We start from the raw sequence: 25,004 nt of genomic DNA, 5'->3' as shown, positions 1-25,004 counted from the left end.
TTAAAACAGTTTTCGTGTTGGATTAAGTGAAAATTCAACCGGAAGGGTCAGTTCTAAATGATCGCTGCTGAGTTCATCGGGAACTGCGGCAAAGGGGCTGGCGCGAACCAGCATCTCTACGGCCTCCTGATCCAGACGAGCGTCACCGGAGCTATTAACCACTGCAGCGGATTCAACCCTGCCGCTTTTCCGGATAACGAATTTCACGAGAACTACCCCGGTGACGCCATCCTTTCTGGCGCTGCGGGGATAGCGTTTGAAGCGTGTGATTCTGGCCATGACCCGGGTCAGATAACTCTGCCGGGCGGCGGGATTGCCACCTGTTTCTGCACGCTCCCCCACACCTGTTGCTCTTGTTGCTGACTGAGAGGGCCGCTGTTCTGATTCAGGGGATGCTTCAGAACGGTCCGGCACTGACTCGGGTACTGTTTGTTGTTTTTGTGCTGGCTTCGGCTCAGTTTTTGGCACAGGCTTCGGCACAGATTTTGGTTCGGGTTCGGGTTCGGGTTCGGGTTCGGGTTCGGGTTCGGGTTCGGGTTCGGGTTCGGGTTTGGGTTTGGGTTCAGGTTTGGTTTGCGGTGTCGGTTGTTGCCGGGCTTCCTCTGTAGTGGTCTGTTCCGGTCGTTGCGTGTCTTCGGTGCTCTGTTTCGTGTTGTTGCTCTGCTCAGGTGTTGCCATAAAGCTGCCTGCAAGCCCGACACTCACCTGCAGCCCGTCCTGGCCTTCTGCGATGGCGCCCTCGGTCGCCATCGGCACCACCCAGATCATCAGGGCACCCAGATGCACAACGGTGGCGGCGGTAATACTGAAGATCATCTGTCGGCGGGTGATCATAAGGTGTGCTCTGTGGCTATCTGAAGCGCTTTAATGCCATGTTTCTGAACCGCCAGAATAATGGGGTCCAGCGCAGAGGAGGGCAGATCGCGATGGATATGACAGATCACCACGGTTTGTGGAGAAAGCCTCAGTTCCGCCATAGTGGATTGCAGATCTTTGTCGATGCTCTGGCCGTTGATCCGGTAGTCACCGGAGGCAGAGACTTTAATTTCCAGTTCTCCTGGGCTGAGTTCAGTGTCACTGCTGGAGGCGGGAATGTGAAGTTGCTCATCCCTGGTTTCGATATGGCCTGCCAGCATGAAAAAAATCAGTAACAGAAAGACGATGTTGATCGCCGGAATCATGCTGTTATCCAGGTTACTTCGCTGTGAGACAGGTTGCTGAGTCGCGACAATTTTCATTCAGACACCGATGGGCTCAGATCAAGTTGTACGATCCCCGCCGCCCGCAGGCTATCGATTATATGGATCGTCTGCTGAACCCGGACGGTGGGGTGTGCAGCCAGAGTGACGGCTCCATCTGCGTTGGCGATGGCGCTGAGTTGTTGCGAGAACGTGGTTGAATCCACGGTGTAAATCGTGCCGTTCAGGTCAGCTCTGTTTTCAGTGAGTAGCAGCAACCGGTTAACCTCTGTCATCAGGTTCTGGGTGCCCGGCGATGTGGCTTCAAGCTCCAGTTGCCGGGTTTTGCTAAACGTGGAAGACAGCATAAAAAACAGCAGCAGGATAAACACCACATCGATCAATGGCGTCAGGCTGATGCTCTGTGAGGCCCGTGGTGTTATCTCAAGCAGCACGACTATGCTCCTGCAGCGACACGGTTTTTGCTTCACTCTGCACTAATGGGCAGGTGAACACCTGTGTGACAGAGTCGTTGATCAACATGGCGCAGCGTTCAGCCTTGCGTTCTAAAACGCTATGCGCTGTTGCTACTGGAATGGCGACTGCCAGGCCAACGGCGGTGGTTAGCAGTGCCTGCCAGATCCCTCCGGACAGGACAGCGGGGTTGACGTTGCTGCCAGCCGCTTCCATCTGCTGAAAGGCAGCAATCATTCCGAGCACCGTACCCATCAGACCCAGCAGGGGACTGAGGCTGGCGATCACTTCCAGTGGCCGGAGCAAGGCCCTGAGCTGGTTAACCAGATGACTGGCCTGTCGGGACAGCTCTTCCTGCAGTAACTGGTTATCCTGTTGCTGTGTAATACCCTGCATCGCATAGCGGATAATTCCCGATACCGGTCGTTGTGAGTGGAGTGCTTGCATGGCTCCTGCCGGGTCATGGCTGCGCCACTTATTCAGACTTGCGGAGATGTCGCGACAGCTTTCCGGTTTAATAACGGCAAACTGCCAGAGCTTGATAAAGATAATGCTGAGGGAGAACACCGAGAGTGCCATCAGTATCCAGACCACCGGCCCACCAATCTCAATTATCCTGAAAAGCTGATCAGTACTGGCGCTTAAACTATCACTGTCGATTAGCTGTTGGGACAGATCATTAGCATTGATGCTATCGACAGCTGCTGAATGGATCACAGGTTGTTGCGGGATGTCGACCATCCCCGGGTCGGTCGCCTGAGCGTTTGGGGCTGGATGTAGCTCTGATGGTGAGCTCTGTTCAAAAGAGAGGCTGTCTGAGGCTTTCATTATAAACCTTAATCTTAATGCTACTGAGAATGATTCGCATTATAGTTTTGTAAAGTTTAATGTTTCAAGCTCTTTTGTGAAAAATATTCATATTGGAAGTGCAGCAAGGTTGCCGAGACAGGCTAACGTGTCTGACTCAGGGGAGGTCATATGGATGGCACAGTGGCGATCCATACCAGTTTTAAATGTGCCTAAAAATAAGCAATCTGTTGGTATCGTCTATAAATTGTGATGATGTGTATAAGTTTTACCCATGGTGTTTCACTAAAACTTCACTGTGATGTGCTGATCAATCTCCGATAATAACGCCCGTTGAAAACCTTCAGAGAGTGCTCTGATGTTGCGGGAGTGAATATGAATCAACCACAAAAGAATCCTCAGCCCTGGCTGCTAACCCCCGGTCCCATCAACACCAGCATGGTCGTTAAACAGGCGATGTTGCACGACTGGGGCTCCTGGGACGGTGACTTTCGGGCGCTGACCAAAGCGGTCTGTGATCAGTTGATAAGTTTTGTTGATGATCAGGATGCCTTTGTCTGTGTACCGGTGCAGGGCAGTGGCACCTTTGCTGTAGAAGCAACGCTGGGCACTCTGATCCCCCGGCAGGGTAAAGCGCTGGTGCTGGTTAATGGCGCTTATGGTCAGCGGATGACGAAAATTCTCGACTATATGGCCCGTGACTATGTTGTTCTGGATAAAGGCGATTATGAACCTCCCCGTGGGGCAGAGGTGGCCGCTATTCTTGAGCAGGACCGGGGGATAACCCATGTATTGCTGGTGCACTGTGAAACCAGTTCGGGCATTCTTAATCCTGTCGCGGAGATCGCTGAAGTGGTTGAGCAGCATGGCCGGGGACTGATCATCGACTCGATGAGTGCCTTTGGCGCAATCGACATCCATAGCAGCCGGGTTCGCTTCGACGCCATTATCTCCTCCGCCAATAAATGTTTTGAAGGGGTGCCAGGGTTTGGTTTTGCGCTGATCCGTAAAACGGTGCTTCAGCACTGTGCCACCCATGCGCACTCGCTGAGTCTGGACCTGTACGATCAGTGGCAGTATCTGGAGAAAACAGGTCAGTGGCGCTTTACTCCGCCAACGCATGTGGTAGCGGCCTTTATTCAGGCGTTGAAAGAGCACCAGCAGGAGGGTGGCGTTGCTGGTCGTTTTGTCCGCTATCGGCGTAATCAGCAACGGCTGGTGGCGGGGATGCGCCAGCTTGGATTTAAAACCCTGCTGGCGGATGAATGGTTATCCCCCATCATTGTCACCTTTTTTGCACCAGGGCATACAAATTTCAGCTTTCAGCGTTTCTACGATCTGCTAAAAGCCCGTCACTACATTATCTATCCGGGCAAACTGACCCAGGCCGAAAGTTTCCGGCTGGGCTGCATTGGCCAGCTGTTTGATGAGCAGATCGATGGTCTGCTGGAGGCAGTGTCTGCGGTGCTCGATGAGATGCAGATCGATGATGGCAATCCAAACCCTTAACTTGATGTTGGCGGGTCGAAATGACTGCCGGGAGAGAACAATGCACCGTTACGAAGGTCAATATAGCGGAACAGACGCAAGGTCTTTACAAGCGATTATTATGGATTGGGCAGGCACTACCGTCGACTTTGGTTCGATGGCACCGATTCGTGCATTTCAGGGGCTGTTTGCCTGTCAGGGCGTGCCCATCTCTGAAACTGAAGCCCGGGGACCGATGGGCACCGAGAAACGGGAACATATCCGCCAGCTGTGTAACCATCCGCGTATCCGCGCGGCCTGGCTTGAGGCGAAGGGCGAAATACCGACGGAAGCCGATATCGACCGTATGTATAACGAGTTTGTGCCTCTGCAGATCGCCGCCATTGCCGAAACCGCAGTGCTGATTCCCGGGCTGACAGAGGTTGTCGCCTGGGCTGAAACGCATGGCATCAAGATCGGAGCCAATACCGGCTATGCCGATATTATGATTGAGGGCTTGCTGGCGCGTGCTTCGGAGCAGGGCTATTCACCACAGTCGAATGTCTGTGCTACACAGGTGCCTAAAGGCCGTCCCTATCCCTATATGGCGATGATGAACGCGATTGAACTGGGAGTAAAAAATCTCGCCGCTTGCGTCAAGATCGACGATACCCTTACCGGTATCGATGAAGGCCTGAACGCCGGTATGTGGACGGTTGGCGTGGCGATCAGCGGCAACGAAGTGGGTATGAGTCTGGAACAGTGGAGTGCACTCACTGAAGACCAGCGGGAGACGTTGCGTACTAAAGCCTATGACCGCTTCAACCGTGCCGGTGCCCACTATGTGATCGACAGCATCGCTGATCTGATTCCGGTGCTGGAAGAGATCGAAATCCGTCTGGTGGCCGGAGAAAAGCCCTGATCTCTGCTTTTTCTCGGTGTCCTCAGTGTTCTCTGTGGTTTATCGCTTTTAGGTAAAAATCGGAAGAGATGATTACCACAGAGGACACAGAGATCACTGAGAAAAGATGTATTACACTGTTTGTTTCGCTTTATAAGCTCGCCATAGCAGCGTTAGCGGCAGTAGCACTTCTCCGGGAAAGGTATATTGGGCGATCAGATAACGGTCAGTGGCAAACGCGAAGAATGTGACCGTGTCGAGGCAGTAACCGATCCCGGCAATAATCAGTAACACGCCGATGATTTTTGGCAGGAACCCGCAGCGGTACACCAGATAGCCCATCGGTATTAACCACAGTCCCCAGAAGATATGCGCGATCATGATACCCTGCCGGTGTAGCTCCAGCAGGAACAGGGTGAGCGCATTCAGTTGTTGTGGGTTGAATACTCCACGGAGCAGGTCGGACTCAGGTAGCAGCAGCGCGGTGATATGGCTGAGTTCATTGAGCAGCGCAATGGGGATGGTGACCAGTGTGAACAGCACCATAAACCGGGCAGCGATCACGCCATAAGGACGCAGCAGATAATAGAGTGCGATCACCAGAAACAGCTGGGTAAGCTGAATCGCGAAAGCGCAGAGAATGCTCAGCCGTATTGTGGTTGCGTGATCGGTAAGATTCGCGAGCGTTGCGCTGTTATCGCCGGCAACCGTAATAAACTCCGGGATATACATAATGCCAAATACCCCCATCGGAATCAGCAGCAGATAGAGGCAGCCCGCCAGACGAGCCAGACGGATTTCGTTTACGGTGTTCATTGTCATGATCCAATTTAAGGGAATATTTAATGTTGGGATCAGTTTATCTGCGTATTTATGCAGGCTAAATCGGCAAAAAACGTCTACTATTTATGCATATTTGTATAGGTTGTTGTAGGGGGGAATGGTGTGGACTGGAAAACAGTGAATTTTGACTGGAACAGAGCGCGGGCATTTCTGGTCACCGTGGAAGAGGGGTCTTTGTCAGCCGGTGCGCGTGCCCTTGGGCTGACGCAGCCGACACTGGGAAGACAGGTGGCGGCGCTGGAGTCTGAGTTAGGCGTTACACTGTTTGAGCGGGTGGGGCAGGGCCTGAAGCTGACGGACGCCGGACTCGGACTGGTAGCTCATGTGCAGGCGATGGGCGAGGCTGCCAGCCGCTTATCACTGGCGGCATCGGGTCAGTCGCAAACCCTGCAGGGCACGGTGACCGTCGCCGTGAGCGAACTCGAAGCGGTGTTTCTGCTGCCTGAGGTGATCGAACGGGTACGTAGCGAGTTGCCGGGTATCACGCTGAATCTGCAAGTGTCCCATGAGGTGGCTAATCTGAAACAGCGGGAGGCGGATATCGCCCTGCGAAGTTTTCGTCCCACGCAACCGGATCTGATTGTGCGCAAATTGCGGGAAGACCCTATCTGGCTATACGGCACAGCAAAATACCTGGCACCCTATAGCGGCGTTACCTCTGTCCATCAGTTAAACAATATCCAGATCATCGGTTTTGAACAGAACCACCGGTTACAGGAGTTGCTCAACAGCACTGGTCATGGCTGGTCGCTTTCCGCTGAGAACATCAGGGTGACAACCCTGTCACAACTGCTGCAATGGGAGTTGGTGAAACGGCACCTGGGATTAGGATTGTTTCCTCAGCCAATCGGTGATAGGGAACCCGCGTTCGTACGCGCATTTGAATCATTCGGGCCGCCGATGGTGCTGCCCCTGTGGCTGGTCTGTCATCGTGAACTGCATACCAGCCTGCGGGTCAGAAAGGTGTTTGATCTGTTAGCCGAGATGCTGTCCAGCTGAAATGTCTGAGATTCATTACAGTTGTGTTAATCGTTACAGCGCTAATCACCGCGCATTTATTCTCATTTTTCCCAGAGCAAAAACAAGTGTGACAACGCCTGCTAAGAACATGTAATTACTCAATATTTAGCATTTGCACAAAAGATAAATATCTATATATCCTCTTTTAATTTAAGTAATTAACAGAATATTAATAATAAGTCATAAGATAATTGTTGCACTGCAGCATGGCGCACTGTACCATCACTCCATCGACTAAAATCCTAATATAGGTATACATCATGTTCCAGACTATTCCTGCTGCTGACTTCTCTGCTTTTGGCGCTCCTGTTCAGAAGCTGATCGAACTAAACACAGCGACCTTTACTAAGGCATTCGAAGCTCAGAAAGCTGCGATTGAACAACAGATTGCTCAGGCTCAGGCTGATTTCAAAGCCTTCGCTGAAATTAAAGATGTTGAAGCTTTCACCTCTTTTGTGACTTACAAGTCTGAAGAAGCTAAGGCTAAGCTTGAAGCGCTTCAGGCTGAAGCACTGGCTGCAACTGAAAGCACCAAAGCTTACTTTGCTGAAGTTCAGGCTATCCTGACGGCTGGTCAGAAAGCTGCTGCTCCTGCTCCTGTTGCTAAAGCGCCGGCCAAAGCACCTGCTAAAGCCGCTGAATAATCTAAGCTGTTTTTAAAAAGCCTCCATCAGTAATGATGGGGGCTTTTTTGTTATAACGGCTGCAAAATACCGGTCATGATCGCCAGCGCCACTAACCCCACAATCGGTAGTTTTAAGGTTCTCAGCAGGAAGAAACCACAGATCATCAGGGCAACGTCGACAGAGTTATTGACCGCAGTGATAAAGACCGGTTGATAGAGTGCGCTGAGCAGCAGACCCACAACTGCCGCGTTAACGCCACTTACTGCACCGTTCAGGATGGGCTTTGCGGCCAGTACCTGCCAGTTTTTTAACACTCCCAGAAGCAGCAGAAAACCAGGCAGAAAAACGCCGGCAGTGGCCAGCAGGGCTCCCGTGATGTGAGCCGAAGGAAGCAACTGATAGCCCAGATAGGTGGCCAGCGTGAACATCGGTCCGGGCACCGCCTGAGCAGCGGCGTAACCGGTGATAAAGCTATCGCTGCTGAGCTGGTCACCGACGATATTTTGCAGCAGTGGCAGCACCACATGACCACCGCCAAATACCAGACTGCCGGCCTGATAAAAGTCAGAAAAGAGCTGAACCGAGGGGCTGAATGGTGCCAGCAGTGGCAGCCCGGTTAACAGAATTACAAAGAGAATCAGCGAAAAATGTACTTGCTTTGCTGCGGCTTTTTCCGACCTGTTGCCAACCCGCTCTGTGCTATCTGATGCTAAATCGACCGGGTGGGGTTTCAACCCGATCAGGCCGACCATTGCCGCCGCCAGCAGCACAGCGATCTGGCTCCATAAACCGGGGATGGTCAGCATCACCGAGGCGCAGATCACCGCGATGGCTGCGGTCAGCTTTCGCTGACAGAAGCTTCTGACCATCCCCAGGGTGGCATCTGCCACGACTACTACTGCCAGCAGTTTAAGGCCATGGATCACACCCTGAAACAGCGCGTTGTCAGTCAGAGAGCTGCTCAGCACTGCCAGCGCCAGCATCAGCAGGACCGATGGCAGGGTGAATCCTGTAAAGGCGGCTAACGCGCCGATCAGTCCGCCGCGGTGATAACCCACGGCAAAGCCCACCTGACTGGAACCGGGTCCGGGCAGAAACTGACTCAGGGCGACCAGTTGAGCGTACTCGGTATCGCTGAGCCAGCTGAGTTTTGTCACAAAGGTGGTGCGAAAATAACCAATATGAGCGGCGGGGCCGCCAAAGCTTATCCAGCCGAGCAGGAAAAACTGTTTAAAGATCGTTAAAGCGTTCATCATATTCCGGATAGATCAGCAAATAAGCGCCATTATCTGACAGCATTGTTACAGCGATAAGTGGATTGATGTGATCGGCTGATACGCCACTTTTTTCGTTTTGGCTGGTTTCCGGGTCGCTGTGAGACAAGGCGTTTTTTGCCAGTGCAAGTAATATGCTTCAGCCAGCGCAATTAAACGGCATACCTCCTTTTAAGTAATTGAATGAGATCGCTTGTGTACTAGAATGGCGCGAGCAGACTTTTTATAGATCGCTGATCTATGGCGACGTTGGATAGGACATTATGAATCAGGCAACTGTACAACTATTAACCGATTACTACGCAGCTTTTAACCGTCAGGATATGTCTGCATTTTTAGCCCTGCTCACCGATGATGTGGTTCATGATATCAATCAGGGGGGCCGGGAAGTGGGGAAAACCGCTTTTGCTCAGTTCATGGATCGCATGAATGCCCATTACAAAGAGGAGATCGTTAATATCTCCATCACCACCAATGAGACTGGTGATCGTGCTGCCGTTGAGTTCACTGTATTGGGTGAATACCTTTCGACTGATGAGGGGCTGCCTGAAGCAAACGGACAGCGATATAACCTGCCTGCTGGTGCTTTCTTTGATATCCGCGATGGCCTGGTTGCCAGGGTGACCAACTACTACAATCTGCAAGACTGGATCGCCCAGGTGTCAGGCTGATCGGCGATGTTGAGATTTAAGCGACTCTCAGGTGAGGCGTTAACCCGCTATCTTCCTGAACTGGCGCAACTGCGCATCCGGGTATTTCGCGACTGGCCCTATCTCTACGATGGCGATCTGGCGTACGAAGAGCGTTACCTGCAAACCTATATTCAGGCGCCCGACAGTGTCATCGTGTTAGCGCTTGATGGGGGTAGGGTGTCAGGGGCTTCAACCGGTATCCCCCTGAAACATGAAACCCCGGAAGTACAACGCCCCTTTATCGAGGCCGGTTTTGATCTCGACAGGGTATTTTATTGTGGCGAATCGGTGCTGCTCTCCGCTTATCGGGGGCAGGGCGCGGGGGTTGAGTTTTTTCAGCAGCGGGAGGCTCATGCCCATGACGTTGGCGGCTTTGACTTATGCTGTTTTTGCGGCGTACAACGTCCTGATGACCATCCGGCCCGTCCTGCGGGTTATGTGCCGCTTGATGATTTCTGGCGTAAACGGGGTTACCGTAAACACCCGGAGCTGAGCACTACTTTCAGTTGGAAAGAGTTGGGCGAAACCCATGAATCGCCCAAGCCGATGACCTTTTGGATGAAGCGGCTATAATCCTGACAGGATCTGAGCCAGACGATCAGTCACTATCAGCCTGTGCAGACAGAATCGGAAACAGTGGATGAAAAACGTCAAAGTAGCAGTCTCTCAGTACGACATCGGCTTTTTTACGCAATGGCCAGATTTTTCTGACAAGTTAACCCACTGGGTGAGAAGTGCGGCTGATAACCGGGCGAAACTCCTGCTGTTCCCGGAATATGGCAGTATGGAGCTGCCATCGTTGTTGGGTAAAACGGTTTACAACGATCTTCATGGTCAGCTGGACGCGATGCAGTCCCTTTATCCGCAATGGCAGGCGTTGCATATCGAACTGGCGCGGCAGTTTGATCTGATGATCTTAGCGAGCTCTTTCCCTGTGCAGCAACCGGATGGCTCGTTTCGCAACCGTGCTAACCTTTATGGTCCGGATGGCCTGATCGGTTATCAGGACAAACTGATCATGACCCGCTTCGAAAATGAACAGTGGCGGGTGGCGGCAGGTAGTGAAATCAAAATAATAGAGTCTGATATCGGCCCACTGGGCATCAATATCTGTTACGACTCTGAGTTCCCCATGATCGCCCGTCAACAGGTCGAAGCCGGGGCTAATCTGATACTGGTGCCCAGCTGTACCGATACTGAAGCCGGTTTCCACCGGGTACGGATCGGCTGTCAGGCTCGTGCTCTGGAGAATCAGTGTTATGTGCTGCAATCCCCCACCTTTGGCCGGGCGGATTGGTCAGAGGCGGTTGATGTCAACACCGGTCGGGCCAGCATCTACACCCCGGTAGATTACGGTTTTCCCGATAACGGCATTCTGGTCGAAGGCTCGTCAGACCGGGCGGAGTGGATCTATGCCGGGCTGGATCTGGAATCAATCGCACGGGTACGGGCAGAGGGGCAGGTGTTTAACTATCGGGACTGGGACAAGCAGAAGGGGCTGAAATCGAAATGAGCCTGGAGGCTTATGCCTTAGTGAAAGGAGATGTTTACACCGGAGGCACTAAGCGTACCGGGGTAGTGAATTTGCTCTGAACGGTCGGCTTCAGAAACAGCCCGGGTCGGTCCGGTTAAACATCACTTTTCTTGATTAAAAACAAATTATTAGCGTGAAAAAAAGCAGGATATACAGCTGACTGGTTTTATACTGTGAGAATGTCATAGAATGGTCATTCTTTTAGTTAGGCTGCGTTGGTGTCTCTGTGAACAAGCCTCTTCGTTACTCCCGCACTGAATGGCGGCGGCGTGCGGCAATTATAGCGTTTGCTGTTTTTGCCTTTGTCAGTTACATCGTGCTGATCTCCCTTAGCCTGTATCATGCCAGAGAGCGGGAGTTAGAAACGGTACTGACTCAGCAGACGAGCCTGGTGAAGGTATTAGAGAGTCAGGCTGACGCCACCCTCAAAAAGATCGATACAGTACTGCTCTCAGTGCAGCAAAAACTCACCGGAACGCCAGCAAACCTCCGCCCGGAACCCTCCGTGATAAATCAGATACTGGCATCTCACCTTGCGTTGATCGGTGAGTCTCAGAGTCTTCGTGTGGCGGATGCTCAGGGGCGATTTATCTACGATGCCAGTGGTGTTCTCCATTCCGCGACCATCAGTGATCGCAAATATTTTTTACGTAATCGTGCCGATCCCAACGGCGAATTAATCATCTCTGAACCGTTGTTTGCCCGTATCACCCATAACTGGGTGGTTACTGTCAGTCGGCGCATCAATGATGACAAGGGTGGGTTTGCGGGGCTTATTCAGGCAGCTGTGCGAGCCGAGTTCTTCGAAAACTTTTATGAGTCTCTCAATCTGGGAAAATCGTACAGCGTGACTCTGGTCGATGGAAAGTCGCGCATGCTGGCCCGCTTCCCCGTAAAAGAGGACCAGTTGGGTAAACCTATCAAGAGCCCTCTGTTACGTGATTTTATGGCGAGTGGTGCCAGCGATACCCAGTACACGACTATCTCTGCAGTGGATAATGTCGAACGAAGTTATATGGTGCGTAAGGTCGGCCCCTATCCCCTCTATCTGATTATCGGTCATACAAAAAGCGATCAGTTGTCTGCCTGGCACCAACAGCTAGTCTGGAGTATTGTCGGCATCGTCGTGCTGGGAGGGGTGTTGCTGGGCTGGATTATTGTCTGGCTCCGCAGTTACGATTCGGCACTGGCGCTGGCGGGACGAATGACCTCGGCTTACGAAGTAACACTGCAACGTATGCGTCATCTTGCCGGACATGATCCACTGACTGACTTGCCAAACCGGGCTCTTCTGGAAGAGCGGATGGCGACTGCACTGGCTGATACAAAAGGTCGCCGGGCGGATCTGGTGCTGATGTTTATTGATCTGGACCACTTCAAGGATATTAATGACACCCTTGGTCATGCGGTGGGTGACAAACTGTTGGTTCAGGTGGCGGAACGTTTGCGGCAAGGGCTGACGAATCAGGATACGATAAGTCGTCAGGGAGGGGATGAGTTTGCCGTTCTGTTGCGGGGTTATGCCAACCTGACCCAGGTGGCAGAAACGGCGCAACGACTGATCGAAGAGCTTGATCCACCCTTCGAGGTCAATGAGCACGAACTACGGGTAACGGCGAGTATCGGTATCAGTGTTTATCCACAGGATGGACCCGATATTGTCACACTGCTGAAGAACGCGGACACCGCCATGTATCAGGCTAAAGCTGAAGGTGGCCGAGGCTTTCATTTCTTTACTGAGGAGATGAATGCCCGGGTGCTTAATCGCGTTACCCTGGATAAAAATCTGCACACTGCGCTGGAGCATCAGGAGTTTGTGTTGCTCTATCAACCGCAGGTTGACGGCGCCAGTGGACAGATTACTGGCGTCGAAGCTTTAATCCGCTGGCACCATCCGCAACAGGGGGAGATATCCCCGGCCCAGTTTATACCCGCAGCTGAAGAAAGCGGAATCATTAATGGCATCGGCGACTGGGTTTTAAATCAGGCCTGTTTTCAGACACGGCACTGGCTCGATCTCGGTCTGCCAGAACTGACCATGGCGGTGAATATTTCAGCGGTGCAGCTGCGCCAGCCCGATTTTGTCGATAAGGTGATGGCCACGCTTCGCCAATATCGCCTGCCGGCTGAATACCTGGAACTGGAAATTACCGAAAGCGCGCTGATCCGCGATACTCAGAGAATTGTCCGCATCCTCAATGAGTTGCGTAAACAGGGGGTGCGACTCTCGGTAGACGATTTTGGTACGGGCTACTCCAGCCTGGCTTACCTGAAAAACCTGCCCTTCGATAAGATCAAGATCGATCAGTCCTTTATCCGGGGGATCCCTGAAAGAGAGGATGATGCCGCAATCACTGAAGTGATCATTGGGATCGCCAAAAGCTTAAAAATGGAACTGATTGCGGAAGGGGTGGAAACCAAAGAGCAGTCCGCATTTTTGTTACAGCACCATTGTCAGCAGATGCAGGGGTTCTTTTTCGGCAAACCGATGTCCGCAGCGGAGATTGAGCAGCGTTTACGACAGAGTGTTGAAGCATGCCCCATTCAATAACGTCGGATTAACGGGGTGTATGTCGTTTATGTGAAGGTGGCACCTGCCGTTATCGGTCAGATAGATTATCAACAATATAGCGGTGCTTTTTTCCTGGAAGCGGTTTTTATGGTATTCCTGCAGTTATGACTTTATCCCGTGAATTTTATCGCCATGGCCCCGTTGTCCGACAGGGGCAGTCCGTTACCTTTCTCGATGTCAGAAAACGTTTTGATTTCAGAACCATCGGTATTGGTCGCTGGGTGACGCAGCCGGAGCAGGAAAGGGCAGCCGGACTGTTTTATGATGCTCTGGTTGATCTGATGACCATCTTAAACAGTCCCGAGACGCTGATATCCCTGCGTGGCACCCTGTCTTTGCAGTATGGGATTGGTGGGCGTCCCGGTGTCGCGGCGCATTATCAGCCATCCACCCGTTGCTTCTCGCTGGCTAAAAATGCCGGGCCGGGCAGTATTGCCCATGAGTGGTTTCATGCGCTGGATCACTACCTGGGCGGTACGGCGTTTGCTGATGCTCCGACAGGGATGTTTGCGTCAAAAGCCTGGTTGTCAGATGCGACGCCGGTGGTTCATCCATTGAATGATGACCTGTACGCCTGTTTCAAAAATATTATGTTAGATGAGGACGGTGAGTCCCCCAGTGAGCTGTTTGAGGCATCCGTTAAGATCGACAGGGAGATGAATCAGGTTTACTACAGTCAGGCTGAAGAACTGTGCGCCCGGGCATTTGAAGCCTTTGTTCAGGATGCCGCTATAGCCAATAATTTTCTGGTCTCCGGGACGAAAGCGACAGCTGAAGCCCGGCACGGCCTCTATCCGCAAGGCGAGCAGCGGCAGCGTATCAATGCGGCGTTTCAGCGTTACTTTAATCGCCTGGGGGCAGCATTGAATCGGGAGATTCGCAGCAATGCTGACTAAGGAGCAGGGAAGCGTATTAGGGTTTTCGCTGAGCACAGATGTTGGTCATAGCAGCGACTGAATGATCTCAAATATCACCACAGAGAGCACAGAGAACACAGAGAGGAGCCGACTCATCGTAGCCTCCTCCTCTCGTGTATCGTTAGCAGAACGCTTCACGACATAAATCTCTCGCTTTTTCCTTTTAGTTTAGAAACTAAAGTTAAGCGCCAGGCTCAGGCGTGTATCTTCGCTATTATTGTTGGCGACCATCTGCACAACGCGGCCACTCAGTGACGTTTGTTGTGAAATCTGGCCATTGATGCCCAGCGTAATCTGACCATAACTGTCATCCTCGCTGACTGATGGCAGACTAAAGCGGTTGTTCGGCATGTTGGTCAGCGCAACTGAGACCGGGTCTGGATCGTTACCGAAACTCTGTGTCCAGACTGCCGCAGCGAAAGGTTGCCAGCGCCCTTGTGTTGACTGCAATTGCCAGCCCAGACTGCCGGTGAATTGATTACGGGTCTGGCTGTCATATTTCATCGCCGTGGCACTGCCGGTTGAGCTCTCTTCGGTGAATCCAGACAGATCCTGCAGTTGATAGCCCAGTCGTGCAATGGGGCCATGACTCAGGGAGTCACTGCCAAACAGGTAGTTTACGCCCAGTTGCATACTGATCTGTGTTCCTTCGGTGCTGCCTTTAACGGTGCGTGTCGCTGGTCCAAGATCAACCTTACGACGGGTGTCGTAGTCACCTTTGGTGACGACAATACTGGTCTGCCACTGCCATTGGGAACGTTGCCAGCCACTGTACAGACTGAAGGATCGGGCTTGCGTCTCGACAGAGCCACCCGACAGGTCAACATCGTCACGGCTGACATGAAAACCAAAGCCGAAACTGTGATCGGCATTACGTTGGGTAATACCTGCCCCGACAGAGGCCCGGCTGCCCTCAAGTTCGGCGTTGCCCGTACCGCCCTCTCCGATAACCCAGAGGTCGGTACTGTCTTCTGCTTGCAGAAAGGATTGTGCCAGACGTCCGTCAATCGCATCCATCAGGGCAAGCTGTTGGTAGTGAACGGCACGGCCTATGCCTTCAGCAAAGGCCGGCGCGGTGAGAATGCTCTGCACGTAATCACTGATAATCTGGTGACCGCCACTGGTTGGATGCACACCGTCAGCATAGAGGAATGTCTGGTCAGTTCCGCTAGCATACCCTCCCGTACCTTCAACACAGAGCAGCGAGGCCGTTGCACCGCAAGCAGGCGTCGTGACATTGGCAAAACCATAGAGCCCAGGTTGCGCCGAAACCTCGTTAAGCAACGTAAACATGTCGACCGGTATCACCTCGATACCACTCGCCTGCAGGGTAGCCAGTAAAACACTGTTATAACCCTCAGAAAGGGCGGTCAGGCTGGCGGCACCGGCGGCCCCCTGAGACACACCAAAGGGTGTTGCGCCGATATCGGGAAGGGTTGGCACCAGCAGATAACGTGCCCCTGCCGCTTTCAGTGCGGCTAGTGCCTGTACCTGCTCACCGGTTGTGGTCGTGATATAACTGGTGATGTCAGCCGGAAGCACCCCGCCGCCAGCGATCCAGAAGATATCATTGGCACCACCCCAGAGTGTGTACAGGGCATTGGGATCAGCAACACCGCCATTAGCGCTCAGGTAATTTTGCACCTGTGTGGTAATCGGTGTTGCGCCACTGGCAGGTGCCGCACCAATGCCAGGGGTTCCGCTAATGCGGGCACCGCCCTCCGCATAGTTAGTGCCGCCCTGGTTGGCAGGGCTCAGCGTTACCCCATACTGACCTGCGAGCAGTTCAGACCAGACGGGGCCTGGGTTGGTGGTGAATTTAGCGGCCCCGGTATACGTCGGGTCGACCATCTGCAGAAGCGGTAGAAATGAGCCCGAGTCGGTGAGACTATCGCCAAAATAGTAGGTATTACTGAAATCCGCCGCCTGAATCTGAGACGCCATTAGCACTGTTATCAGGGAGGAAAGAACTGTTTTATGAGTCATTTTGCCTTCCATGCTTATTATTCTCTATGAGTAAGAAAAGGACATATGAACTTAAGCAAAACCACCTTCCATCGCAATGGCAAAAAGCGCAAGAATGTGTGGCAAATCAAGTCACGCGTGAATGTTTGTCGTCAGATTCTGCTTCACCTCTGCATTATATGGAATTAACATGATCATCAGCGTCGCTGACTTGGTAACTTACTGAGTAGTGGTGCTTAGTCGGCAATCGTTGCCGATGATTATAACTTTGTGATTAAAATTCTCAGGGCGGGGTGCAATTCCCCACCGGTGGTAGACAGGGTGCTGCGTACAGACAGTCACCAGGTAAGCCCACGAGCGCTCGATTCGTCGAGGTCAGCAGATCTGGTCCAATGCCAGAGCCGACGGTGATAGTCCGGATGAGAGAGAATGAATAAACACATCAGATACCGGGTGGGCGTAATTACGTCTGCCCATTTTTGTTTGGTGTTGCTTTTAATCCCTCAAAAACAGCCCTGATTCTGGTTAAATTTTAGGAGCTAAACCATGAATCAGTTTTCTTTACTTACCGAATTCGGTAACCCTGTTCTGCGTGTTGAACGCGCCCTTGAAGCCCTTCGACATGGTCAGGGCGTACTGCTTTTAGACGATGAAGACCGCGAGAATGAAGGGGATATCATTTATGCCGCAGAAAGTCTTACCTCCTCGCAGATGGCGCTGATGATCCGTGAAGGCAGTGGAATTGTCTGCCTGTGCCTGACGGATGCTCAGGCCGATCAACTGGAGTTGCCTCCGATGGTGACTGTCAACAATAGTCAGAATCAGACTGCTTTTACGGTGTCAATTGAAGCGCGGCAAGGGGTCACCACCGGCGTCTCGGCTCAGGACCGGGTGACCACCATCCAAACCGCTATTTGTGCCGACGCCAAACCCAGCGATCTTGCCCGTCCAGGGCATATCTTTCCCCTGCGTGCGCGTCCGGGGGGCGTTTTAACCCGCCGCGGTCATACTGAAGGCACGGTAGACCTGATGCAGATGGCAGGGTTAGCACCGGCGGGGGTTCTCTGCGAACTGACCAACCCCGATGGTAGCATGGCCAAAACCCCTGAGATCGTTGCTTTTGCCCACCTTCATCAGATGCCGGTATTGACCATCGAAGATATTGTCCAGTATCACCAGCAATACCAACAAAAGCAGGCCTGACAGGCACCTGAATGGCAGAGGGTCTCCTCTGCCTGTTTCCTGCCCACCTCTCCGGCATGACGCACCACTTTCAAAGGGTATTCCAGCCCGGATAGGGTTATCTTACTGCCTTTGACAGTTCCCTTGTTTGCGGTTTTTTACCCTCTGTATCCGGGTTATCATCGATTCGGGAAAATCTGGATTTGAGTCATAGACAGCGCAGCTGTAAGACGACTATGTTTATCAGTGAACAGTGGTTGCGGCGCAGGATGGAACGGAAGCCGGTTGTCAGTAGTCATACAGATTAGCTGAGGCTCCCCGTGGGCTGCCAACATGCTGATACCCGCCGTCCGTAATGCCTTGAGGATAGGGGCTGTTCAGATGCTGGACGGCCAGAAGAACAGGAGTTCAACATGTCATTGACATTAAAAACAACGCCAGATCTGAAACCAGACAACGAAGCAGTCGCTGCGTCATCGCAAGCGCAGCAGGCAGAACCCTCTTTTATCGGTCCACATCATAAGTTGCCATCGTTTTCTGAGACGACCGATGATGTGCCGGAGATCGACCGCATCATGCATGCGGTGCTGGGGAAGGTGTACGGGGTATCGCCGGTCGCTCTGGGTTTAACCTATATGGATTGGATCAGCCATCTGGCCCTCTCTCCCGGTAAACAGGCTTTGCTGGCTCAAAGTGCGGCCGAGAAGATGAAGTTTCTTGCCCGTTTTGCCGTATGTCAGGCTCTGGGGCCGGAGCTGGCAGAGAACCCATCGGAGAGCGGTGTTGAGCCATTGCCTCAGGACCAGCGCTTTGATGATGAGGCGTGGCAGCAGTGGCCTTATAATTTTTACCAGCAGGCGTTCCTGCAAGCCGAGCGCTGGTGGGATGAAGCCACTGATGTTCGCGGGATGACACAGCACCACGCCGCCATCCGTCCGTTTATCGCCCGGCAGCTGCTGGATATGTGGTCACCACTCAATTTCCCTCTGACCAATCCACGCATTCAGCAAGCGACGCAGGAGCAGGGGGGGCTTAATTTTTATCAGGGGGCCCGTAACTTTATCGAGGACTGGCAGCGTTCAGTCGAGAAGAAGCCTGCTGTTGGCATGGAAGCGTTTGAGGTTGGTCGCAATATCGCGGTGACGCAGGGCAAGGTAGTGTATCAGAATCATCTGATCGAGCTGATTCAGTATGCCCCGGCAACGGCGGATGTGTACGCTGAGCCGGTGCTGATTGTCCCCGCCTGGATTATGAAATATTACATCCTTGATCTTTCTCCGGAAAACTCTCTGGTGAAGTATCTGGTGGATCAGGGGCATACGGTATTTATGATCTCCTGGCGAAATCCCGGGGCTGAAGACCGTGAACTGGGCAACGGGGATTACCGTGAGCAGGGGATTATGGATTCGCTTGCGGCGATTAATGCCATCGTGCCGCAACAGAAGGTTCATGCTGTCGGTTACTGTCTTGGCGGCACACTGCTGTCCATCGCTGCCGCAGCAATGGCGCGGGAGGGCGATGACCGGCTGAAAAGCATCACCCTGTTTGCCGCTCAGGTCGACTTTGAGGAAGCGGGCGAGTTGCTGATGTTTATCGACGAAGATCAGCTTGCGTGGCTGGAAGACAGTATGTGGGACAAGGGCTATCTCGACCGCCATCAGATGGTCGGCGCGTTTCAGCTGCTGCGTTCCCGTGATCTGATCTGGTCGCGGATGATCGAGAACTATCTGCTCGGTAAGCGTACGCCACCGAATGATATGATGGCCTGGAACGCCGATGCCACCCGCATGCCTTATAAGATGCACAGCGAATATCTGCGCGATCTGTTTCTCAACAACGATCTGGCGGAAGGGCATTATATCGTTGATGGACGGCCCATTGCCCTCACCGATATCCGGGTGCCGGTGTTTGCCGTGGGGACGCAGCGTGACCATGTGGCTCCCTGGCGCTCGGTGTACAAAATCAAGCTGCTCACCGACACCGATGTCACCTTCCTGCTGACCAGTGGTGGCCATAATGCCGGTATTGTCAGTGAACCGGGGCATCCACACCGCCATTATCAGATCGAAACCATGAAAAGCACGGATCAGTATGTTTCGCCTCAAGAGTGGAGTGAACGCACTCCCTCCCAGGAGGGATCATGGTGGCCGCAATGGCAGACCTGGCTGAGACAGCACTCCGAAGGCGAGATCAAACCGCCGCAAACCGGTGCACCGGATAAGGGTTATCCTGTGCTGCATGATGCGCCGGGTGAATATGTCCTGATGCAGTAATCGCTCAGGCTCTACCTTAGCGGCTGATGGGGTCACTCAGACGCCGCTACCTTGTTTCTGCTGCCAGATAGCATCTGCTATCGGTTTAGTTTGCTTTTTCTGCGTACGACTGCCTTTCAGTAAGGGCGCTCAACGGTCTTTTTCAACGCGACTCATTACTTAAATGCATAACTAAAACTTTGTCTTGCAACCGTTTCTATAGGGTTGTAATAAAAATATCTTTTGTCTGTCCTCTGGGGTTCACAATTCCTCCGTAAGCTTCTGGCCCATGATGTGAAATTCGGGTCAGGTTGAAGATATGTCGAACAAAGTGATACTGGTGGTGCTGGATGGTCTTGCCTATGAGACCTCGCAGCAGTGTATGGGGTTTACTCAGGGGTTAGTCGAGCAAGGCAGGGCAACGCTGTATAAACTGCAGTCTGAACTGCCGTCGATGTCACGGCCGTTGTATGAGGCTATTCTGACCGGTGTCGCACCCACCGATAGCGGTATTGTCCACAACCATATTATCCGTAATTCCAATCAGCAGAGTATTTTCAGCCTGGCCCGCCGTGCCGGACTGAGCACCGCGGCGGCGGCCTATCATTGGGTGAGTGAGCTGTATAACCGCAGCCCCTACGATGCGCTGCGAGACCGTTTTACCGATGATCCCGAGCAACTGATTCAGTATGGGATTTTTTATCATCAGGACAGCTACCCGGATAGCCATCTTTACCTCGATGCCGAATGGCTGCGTAGTAAACATGACCCTGATTTTCTCTTAGTGCATCCGATGAATATCGACGATGCCGGTCACCGGGCCGGGTTAGATAGTGCTCACTATCGTAATACCGCCCGCCACTCCGATACGTATCTCTCTGAATACCTGCTGACCTGGATCGATGCGGGTTACCAGATTCTGATTACCGCCGATCACGGTATGAATGGGGATAAAAGCCATGGCGGTACGCTGGCAGAAGAGCGGGATGTGCCTCTCTATGTGATCGGTGATGGCTTCTCCCATGACCCTGATGCCGCACCGCGCCAGTTGGAACTGTGTGGCACTCTGTGTGAATTGCTGGGGATTGAAGGCCACCAGAAGCCGGTCGCGACTGCACTGCTGAACAAGGGGCTGAACAAAGAGCTTAATCAAGGGCTGAACCGATGACCCTGGCGATCTTTGATCTGGATGAAACCCTGTTAGCCGGTGACAGCTGCACTCTGTTCTGCCAGTTTCTCGTGGATGAGGGGATCGCTGCGGCAGACTTTCTGCAACAGGATGCGCTGATGATGGAGCGCTACCACGCCCAGACCCTGGTGTTGGCTGACTACATCCGTTTTCTGATTGAGCCGGTGAAGCATCTGTCTGTCGATCAGATTGACGCGCTGATGCCGCGCTTTGTTGAACGCTATATCGCGCCTCGCATCTATCCCGAAGCACAACAATTGCTGGCGGATTATCAACAGCAGGGGCTGCGGCCGCTGATTATCTCCGCCACTTCCGAGTTTATTGTCAGGGCGGTGGCAGCACAGCTGGGGGTCAGTGATCTGCTGGCGATTCAGCTACAGACCGAGAATAACTTTTATACCGGTGATGTCCGTGGTGTGCCGACCTTTCGCGAAGGTAAGGTGACCCGCCTGCATAACTGGCTGGCGGAGCAACAGGAATCCCTCGACGGCGCGCTGTTTTACAGTGATTCAATCAACGATCTGCCGCTGCTTGAGCAGGTCGAACACCCGGTGGCGGCTAACCCCGACACCGCGCTGCTGGCGATAGCCCGCCAGCGCAACTGGCCAGTGCTGCAATGGACTGCGCCGAAGATCAACCACGCTAACCCAACCCACGATCAACCCTTATCACGACAGGAGCAAAACCATGTCTAAACTTTTCATCGCAGGTGCTATGGCACTGATGGCGGGTAACGCACTGGCTGTCTGCCCGGCGGTTACCGGACCCGACGCGGGTGGTGCCTATCCTCACCTGTTTGAAAAAGCGGAATTTGAAAGCCAGCAGGGCTGCACACTGAGTTTCAGTGAAAACCCTGCGATCAGTCAACTCAATAGTCGCATAGCCGGTAACCCTAAACTGTTACCCCTGGCCCAGCGCCTGCCGCAGGAGCCATTAGTGATTGCCCCTTACCAGAGCATCGGTGTGTATGGCGGTGTACTGGATGGTATCTCCAAAGCGACTGAATCCGGCACCTCCGATCTGCTCTCTGTACGCCATGTAAACCTGGTACGTTTCAGCGATGATCTGGCGACGGTTGTACCTGAGGTCGCTAAGTCCTGGGAGTGGAATGCTGATTTTACGGTACTGAAAGTGAATCTGCGTAAAGGCCATAAGTGGTCTGATGGTGCGCCGTTCACCGCCGCAGATATCGCCTTCTGGTACAACAATATCCTGATGGATAGCCATGTGATTGAAAAGCCAAAGGATCGCTTCCTTTCCGCTGGTAAGCCGGTCAAGGTTGAAGCCCTGGATGATACCACCGTGCAGTTCACCATGAATGAGCCGGCGCCCGGTTATCTGGATAACTTCGCTCAGGACTATGCCCAGCCATTTTTGCCCAAGCATCTGCTGGAAAAATTCCACCCAGCGTTTAACAAGGATGCCGATAAACTGGCGAAGTCACTGGGATTCGACGATGGCTATGCGCTGGTTAACTTCTATTACGGTCAGTCTGACTGGAAAGATATCCCGACGCCGCTGCTGAAAGATAAAGCCGCCACTGAGCGCCTGGTTAAAGCAGGCTACACCGCGATTATGCCGACCCTTGAGTCGCATCTGGTGGTTGAAGATACCCTGGAAAAACGTCACCTGGTGGCTAACCCCTACTTCTTCCAGGTGGATACTGCGGGTAATCAACTGCCCTATATCAATGAGATCAACGAAGTCTATATCGGTGATGAGGATATTCAGACCGCTAAGCTGATCTCTGGTGATGTGGACTATAAAGCCCAGGCGGTTAACCTGCCACAGGCGCCAGTGCTGCTGGAAAACAAAGAGCAGGGCAAATATTCTGTGGCACTGCGTCCGACCATTGCTCAGACCACCTTTGCCTTCAACCTGACTGATAAAGATATCGAGAAGCGGGCGGTGTTTAACGACGTTAACTTCCGTCGGGCGATGTCGGTTGCCATGGACCGTAATCAGATCAATGAGATCGCCTATTTCGGTCTGGGCACACCCACCCAGTACACCGGGTTTGACGCTGACACCACGCCGTTTATCACTGACAAGCAGAAAAACAGCTGGATTCAGTATGACCCTAAACTGGCCGCTGAACTGCTGGACAAAGCCGGTGTTGTGGATAAAGACGGCGATGGTCTGCGTGATCTGCCATCCGGCAAGAAGTTTGAACTGAACATCCAGTATGCCACTCAGGGGACGCCCTCTGAAGTAGTTGAGATCGTGGCGAAAAGCTGGAGCGATGTGGGGGTGAAAACCACCATCAAGGAAGTGACTTCAGATGAATACCGTAACTCTCAAACCGCTAACGACCTGAGTGTACTGAGCTGGGTGATGGGCCGTCCGCTGGCGAATATCGCCAGTAATACCGAAACCCTGGTGCCACCGTATGGCAGTTTCTTCGATCTGCGTACCGGTATGCTGTGGTCTCAGTATCTGGACACAAACGGTGCTGAAGGTGTGGCACCACCTGCGACTGTTGCGCAGATGAAGGCACTGACGGATCGCTTCGTGACCCTGAAAGCGGGTACCGAAGAGTCCAACAAAGTGGGCCGCCAGATCGCCGACCGGGTGGTTGATGACCTGTTTATCATCGGTACGGTAAAAGCGGTTTCTCCTGTCTATTACAGCAATACACTGAAAAACTTTGAAGTGCCGAAGACCTCCTCGTATGAGTTCTATCGCATGTATCCATACCTGCCATCACAGTGGTTCCTGAGCGATGAAGGTGTCGCTCAGCAATAAACCTGAGTGAATCAGAAAAGGGAGGGGCGGGGCCTCTCCCTTTTAGCCGTTATAGCAGCGATTAATGATGATCGTTTTTTTGGGTAGTCGTTTACTAACCCAATTCTCAGGTCTGTAAACCCGGGTTCAGATAATCAGACCTGGAAATAGGGTTAGTAAGCTCAGCAAGGAGTCTTATTGAAATGATGCAATTCTTATCGGATACCTGGTTGCTGTGGATTCTTCTCAGCGTCGGTGGGCTGCTCTGGTGGAGCGGTCGTGACAGCCAGTATTTTCACTATGTGTTTAACCGATACCTGATGGCACTGGCAACCCTGCTGCTGGTCAGTGGTATTGTGTTTTCGCTGATGGAGGTGTTGCCGGGAGACTGTGCCGAGAAGTATATCGCCTATAAAAACACCCAGGGGGAGACCATCACCCAGGCGGATATTCAGGCGGAACGGGTGCGCATGGGGCTGGATAAATCGCTGCCAGAACGCTGGGGCCGCTGGGTCACGAACCTGACCCTGCGGGGCGACCTGGGGTTCAGCTGTGCCAAGCGGCAGTCGGTGAATCTGGCGCTGGGCAACCGTTTCTGGATGAGCTTTATGTTCTGTATCGCCGGGCTGGTGTTTGCCTATCTGATCGCGGTGCCGTTTGGCATTCTGTCGGCTTTCACCATTAATAAATCCTGGACGGATAAGAATCCGCAACATAGCAAAGCCGAACAGCTGCTCGGCACGGCGATTCTCAGCCTGCAAAAAGTGGTGGATCTGCTATTGCGTATTATCAGCTATCTGGGCCTGGCACTGCCCAACTTCCTGTTAGCACTGACTATTATTCTGCTGTACGTGTTTGCCGGTGAGCCGATGCCCACCGGGCTGTTTTCCGACCAGTGGGCCGGCGTACCCTGGTTTGGTGTTAACGGTTTTGAGACCGGTAAACTGTATGATTTTCTTGGCCATATCTGGTTGCCTATCTTCGTTATCGGCTGGTCGGCCACTGCGTTGCAGCTGCAAACGGTGCGTGCGCTGGTGGTGGATGAGTCCAATAAGCTCTATGTCGATGCCGCCCGCGCCCGGGGGGTGGACGGGGTTGCTCTCTGGGCCGGTTATCCGGTGCGTCACTCTATCAGTCCACTGTTTAACTCCATCGGCTTTGACTTTCAGCGGGTGTTTAACGATCTGCCGATTGTGGCGGTGGTGATCGGCCTGACCGATTCCGCTGCGTTGCTGATCGAAGCACTCTCCATGACGAATGATCAGGAGCTGGCGGCCGGTATTCTGTTTCTGGTGGCGCTGGTGGTGATCAGTATGAACTTTTTAACTGATGTGGTGCTGGCGGCAATCGACCCGCGGGTGCGTAAGAGTGTGTTGGGGAACTGATG

The 25,004-nt window shown here is 52.9% G+C and carries 22 protein-coding genes and 1 riboswitch; of the genes, 15 read left to right on the top strand and 7 right to left on the bottom strand.

The window, feature by feature from the left end:
* Genes BMY09_RS22185 through BMY09_RS10095 form a run of 4 tightly spaced genes read right to left on the bottom strand, consistent with a single transcriptional unit; the run spans nt 1 to nt 2,480 of the window.
* Nucleotides 1–834 (bottom strand): energy transducer TonB, encoded by an 834-nt coding sequence (locus BMY09_RS22185; protein ID WP_175483504.1) that lies wholly within the window; start codon nt 832–834, stop codon nt 1–3.
* On the bottom strand, nt 831–1,238 hold the full coding sequence (locus BMY09_RS10105; RefSeq protein ID WP_091357432.1) for an ExbD/TolR family protein: 408 nt from the start codon (nt 1,236–1,238) through the stop codon (nt 831–833). Before BMY09_RS10105 ends, BMY09_RS22185 begins: the two co-directional genes overlap by 4 nt.
* Entirely contained in the window at nt 1,235–1,633 is a 399-nt protein-coding gene (locus tag BMY09_RS10100) for an ExbD/TolR family protein (RefSeq protein WP_175483503.1), read from the bottom strand. The genes BMY09_RS10105 and BMY09_RS10100 overlap by 4 nt, the downstream gene beginning before the upstream one ends.
* Entirely contained in the window at nt 1,623–2,480 is an 858-nt protein-coding gene (locus tag BMY09_RS10095) for a MotA/TolQ/ExbB proton channel family protein (RefSeq protein ID WP_245756551.1), read from the bottom strand. Before BMY09_RS10095 ends, BMY09_RS10100 begins: the two co-directional genes overlap by 11 nt.
* Nucleotides 2,481–2,834: 354 nt before the next feature.
* On the opposite strand from BMY09_RS10095, the gene BMY09_RS10090 reads away from it, so the two are divergent.
* Nucleotides 2,835–3,968: a 2-aminoethylphosphonate--pyruvate transaminase gene (locus BMY09_RS10090; RefSeq protein ID WP_091357428.1), complete on the top strand. Its 1,134-nt coding sequence runs from the start codon at nt 2,835–2,837 to the stop codon at nt 3,966–3,968.
* Nucleotides 3,969–4,008: 40 nt separating this feature from the next.
* Nucleotides 4,009–4,848, top strand: a complete 840-nt coding sequence (phnX, locus tag BMY09_RS10085; RefSeq protein WP_091357426.1) for a phosphonoacetaldehyde hydrolase — start codon at nt 4,009–4,011, stop codon at nt 4,846–4,848.
* Between the two features lie 111 nt (nt 4,849–4,959).
* On the opposite strand, the gene BMY09_RS10080 is transcribed toward phnX, so the two are convergent.
* On the bottom strand, nt 4,960–5,643 hold the full coding sequence (locus BMY09_RS10080; protein ID WP_175483502.1) for a DUF4386 domain-containing protein: 684 nt from the start codon (nt 5,641–5,643) through the stop codon (nt 4,960–4,962).
* Between the two features lie 129 nt (nt 5,644–5,772).
* Here BMY09_RS10080 and BMY09_RS10075 point away from each other — a divergent pair, with 129 nt between their 5' ends.
* Both BMY09_RS10075 and BMY09_RS10070 read left to right on the top strand, forming a co-directional pair.
* Nucleotides 5,773–6,669, top strand: coding sequence for a LysR family transcriptional regulator (locus tag BMY09_RS10075; protein WP_091357421.1), 897 nt, complete (start codon nt 5,773–5,775; stop codon nt 6,667–6,669).
* A gap of 281 nt (nt 6,670–6,950) precedes the next feature.
* Complete coding sequence (locus BMY09_RS10070; protein ID WP_091357420.1) at nt 6,951–7,334, top strand: hypothetical protein; 384 nt, start codon at nt 6,951–6,953, stop codon at nt 7,332–7,334.
* A gap of 50 nt (nt 7,335–7,384) precedes the next feature.
* On the opposite strand, the gene chrA is transcribed toward BMY09_RS10070, so the two are convergent.
* Entirely contained in the window at nt 7,385–8,569 is a 1,185-nt protein-coding gene (gene chrA, locus BMY09_RS10065) for a chromate efflux transporter (protein ID WP_091357417.1), read from the bottom strand.
* A 284-nt stretch (nt 8,570–8,853) separates the two neighbouring features.
* On the opposite strand from chrA, the gene BMY09_RS10060 reads away from it, so the two are divergent.
* From BMY09_RS10060 to BMY09_RS10040, 5 genes are all read left to right on the top strand, one after another.
* Nucleotides 8,854–9,261: a ketosteroid isomerase-related protein gene (locus BMY09_RS10060; RefSeq protein WP_091357416.1), complete on the top strand. Its 408-nt coding sequence runs from the start codon at nt 8,854–8,856 to the stop codon at nt 9,259–9,261.
* Nucleotides 9,262–9,267: 6 nt separating this feature from the next.
* Complete coding sequence (locus BMY09_RS10055) at nt 9,268–9,855, top strand: GNAT family N-acetyltransferase (RefSeq protein ID WP_091357413.1); 588 nt, start codon at nt 9,268–9,270, stop codon at nt 9,853–9,855.
* Nucleotides 9,856–9,922: 67 nt separating this feature from the next.
* On the top strand, nt 9,923–10,795 hold the full coding sequence (locus BMY09_RS10050) for a carbon-nitrogen hydrolase family protein (protein ID WP_091357411.1): 873 nt from the start codon (nt 9,923–9,925) through the stop codon (nt 10,793–10,795).
* A gap of 247 nt (nt 10,796–11,042) precedes the next feature.
* Nucleotides 11,043–13,367 carry a bifunctional diguanylate cyclase/phosphodiesterase gene (locus BMY09_RS10045; RefSeq protein ID WP_217647421.1) on the top strand — a complete coding sequence of 775 codons (2,325 nt, stop codon included), beginning with the start codon at nt 11,043–11,045 and terminating at the stop codon, nt 13,365–13,367.
* Nucleotides 13,368–13,492: 125 nt separating this feature from the next.
* Entirely contained in the window at nt 13,493–14,284 is a 792-nt protein-coding gene (locus tag BMY09_RS10040; protein WP_091357409.1) for a CLCA_X family protein, read from the top strand.
* A 189-nt stretch (nt 14,285–14,473) separates the two neighbouring features.
* On the opposite strand, the gene BMY09_RS10035 is transcribed toward BMY09_RS10040, so the two are convergent.
* Nucleotides 14,474–16,291, bottom strand: a complete 1,818-nt coding sequence (locus BMY09_RS10035) for an autotransporter domain-containing protein (RefSeq protein ID WP_175483501.1) — start codon at nt 16,289–16,291, stop codon at nt 14,474–14,476.
* Nucleotides 16,292–16,545: 254 nt separating this feature from the next.
* A riboswitch (FMN riboswitch) is annotated at nt 16,546–16,705 on the top strand.
* Nucleotides 16,706–16,816: 111 nt separating this feature from the next.
* On the opposite strand from BMY09_RS10035, the gene ribB reads away from it, so the two are divergent.
* The 6 genes from ribB to BMY09_RS10005 all read left to right on the top strand — a co-directional run bounded on the left by ribB (nt 16,817) and on the right by BMY09_RS10005 (nt 25,002).
* Complete coding sequence (gene ribB, locus BMY09_RS10030) at nt 16,817–17,473, top strand: 3,4-dihydroxy-2-butanone-4-phosphate synthase (RefSeq protein WP_091357404.1); 657 nt, start codon at nt 16,817–16,819, stop codon at nt 17,471–17,473.
* Nucleotides 17,474–17,865: 392 nt separating this feature from the next.
* On the top strand, nt 17,866–19,725 hold the full coding sequence (locus tag BMY09_RS10025) for a PHA/PHB synthase family protein (RefSeq protein WP_091357402.1): 1,860 nt from the start codon (nt 17,866–17,868) through the stop codon (nt 19,723–19,725).
* Between the two features lie 298 nt (nt 19,726–20,023).
* Nucleotides 20,024–20,872 (top strand): alkaline phosphatase family protein, encoded by an 849-nt coding sequence (locus BMY09_RS10020; protein WP_091357400.1) that lies wholly within the window; start codon nt 20,024–20,026, stop codon nt 20,870–20,872.
* Entirely contained in the window at nt 20,869–21,588 is a 720-nt protein-coding gene (locus BMY09_RS10015; protein ID WP_091357398.1) for an HAD family hydrolase, read from the top strand. Before BMY09_RS10020 ends, BMY09_RS10015 begins: the two co-directional genes overlap by 4 nt.
* A complete protein-coding gene (locus tag BMY09_RS10010) occupies nt 21,581–23,638 on the top strand; it encodes an ABC transporter substrate-binding protein (RefSeq protein ID WP_091357396.1) in 2,058 nt (685 codons plus the stop codon). The genes BMY09_RS10015 and BMY09_RS10010 overlap by 8 nt, the downstream gene beginning before the upstream one ends.
* A 182-nt stretch (nt 23,639–23,820) precedes the next feature.
* Nucleotides 23,821–25,002 (top strand): ABC transporter permease, encoded by a 1,182-nt coding sequence (locus BMY09_RS10005; protein ID WP_091357394.1) that lies wholly within the window; start codon nt 23,821–23,823, stop codon nt 25,000–25,002.
* The last annotated feature ends 2 nt before the right edge of the window (nt 25,003–25,004 follow it).

Source organism: Amphritea atlantica, from assembly GCF_900111095.1.
Taxonomy (GTDB): domain Bacteria; phylum Pseudomonadota; class Gammaproteobacteria; order Pseudomonadales; family Balneatricaceae; genus Amphritea; species Amphritea atlantica.
Note: the sequence above shows the minus strand (reverse complement) of the source record. Positions and strands in the feature narration are given on the sequence as shown.

Bases quoted from the DNA above. Each gene is read 5' to 3' on its own strand.
- BMY09_RS22185 (WP_175483504.1), bottom strand. From the start codon at position 834: ATGATCACCCGCCGACAGATGATCTTCAGTATTACCGCCGCCACCGTT.
- BMY09_RS10105 (WP_091357432.1), bottom strand. From the start codon at position 1,238: ATGAAAATTGTCGCGACTCAGCAACCTGTCTCACAGCGAAGTAACCTG.
- BMY09_RS10095 (WP_245756551.1), bottom strand. From the start codon at position 2,480: ATGAAAGCCTCAGACAGCCTCTCTTTTGAACAGAGCTCACCATCAGAG.
- BMY09_RS10090 (WP_091357428.1), top strand. From the start codon at position 2,835: ATGAATCAACCACAAAAGAATCCTCAGCCCTGGCTGCTAACCCCCGGT.
- phnX (WP_091357426.1), top strand. From the start codon at position 4,009: ATGCACCGTTACGAAGGTCAATATAGCGGAACAGACGCAAGGTCTTTA.
- BMY09_RS10080 (WP_175483502.1), bottom strand. From the start codon at position 5,643: ATGAACACCGTAAACGAAATCCGTCTGGCTCGTCTGGCGGGCTGCCTC.
- BMY09_RS10070 (WP_091357420.1), top strand. From the start codon at position 6,951: ATGTTCCAGACTATTCCTGCTGCTGACTTCTCTGCTTTTGGCGCTCCT.
- chrA (WP_091357417.1), bottom strand. From the start codon at position 8,569: ATGAACGCTTTAACGATCTTTAAACAGTTTTTCCTGCTCGGCTGGATA.
- BMY09_RS10060 (WP_091357416.1), top strand. From the start codon at position 8,854: ATGAATCAGGCAACTGTACAACTATTAACCGATTACTACGCAGCTTTT.
- BMY09_RS10055 (WP_091357413.1), top strand. From the start codon at position 9,268: ATGTTGAGATTTAAGCGACTCTCAGGTGAGGCGTTAACCCGCTATCTT.
- BMY09_RS10050 (WP_091357411.1), top strand. From the start codon at position 9,923: ATGAAAAACGTCAAAGTAGCAGTCTCTCAGTACGACATCGGCTTTTTT.
- BMY09_RS10040 (WP_091357409.1), top strand. From the start codon at position 13,493: ATGACTTTATCCCGTGAATTTTATCGCCATGGCCCCGTTGTCCGACAG.
- BMY09_RS10035 (WP_175483501.1), bottom strand. From the start codon at position 16,291: ATGACTCATAAAACAGTTCTTTCCTCCCTGATAACAGTGCTAATGGCG.
- ribB (WP_091357404.1), top strand. From the start codon at position 16,817: ATGAATCAGTTTTCTTTACTTACCGAATTCGGTAACCCTGTTCTGCGT.
- BMY09_RS10025 (WP_091357402.1), top strand. From the start codon at position 17,866: ATGTCATTGACATTAAAAACAACGCCAGATCTGAAACCAGACAACGAA.
- BMY09_RS10020 (WP_091357400.1), top strand. From the start codon at position 20,024: ATGTCGAACAAAGTGATACTGGTGGTGCTGGATGGTCTTGCCTATGAG.
- BMY09_RS10015 (WP_091357398.1), top strand. From the start codon at position 20,869: ATGACCCTGGCGATCTTTGATCTGGATGAAACCCTGTTAGCCGGTGAC.
- BMY09_RS10010 (WP_091357396.1), top strand. From the start codon at position 21,581: ATGTCTAAACTTTTCATCGCAGGTGCTATGGCACTGATGGCGGGTAAC.
- BMY09_RS10005 (WP_091357394.1), top strand. From the start codon at position 23,821: ATGATGCAATTCTTATCGGATACCTGGTTGCTGTGGATTCTTCTCAGC.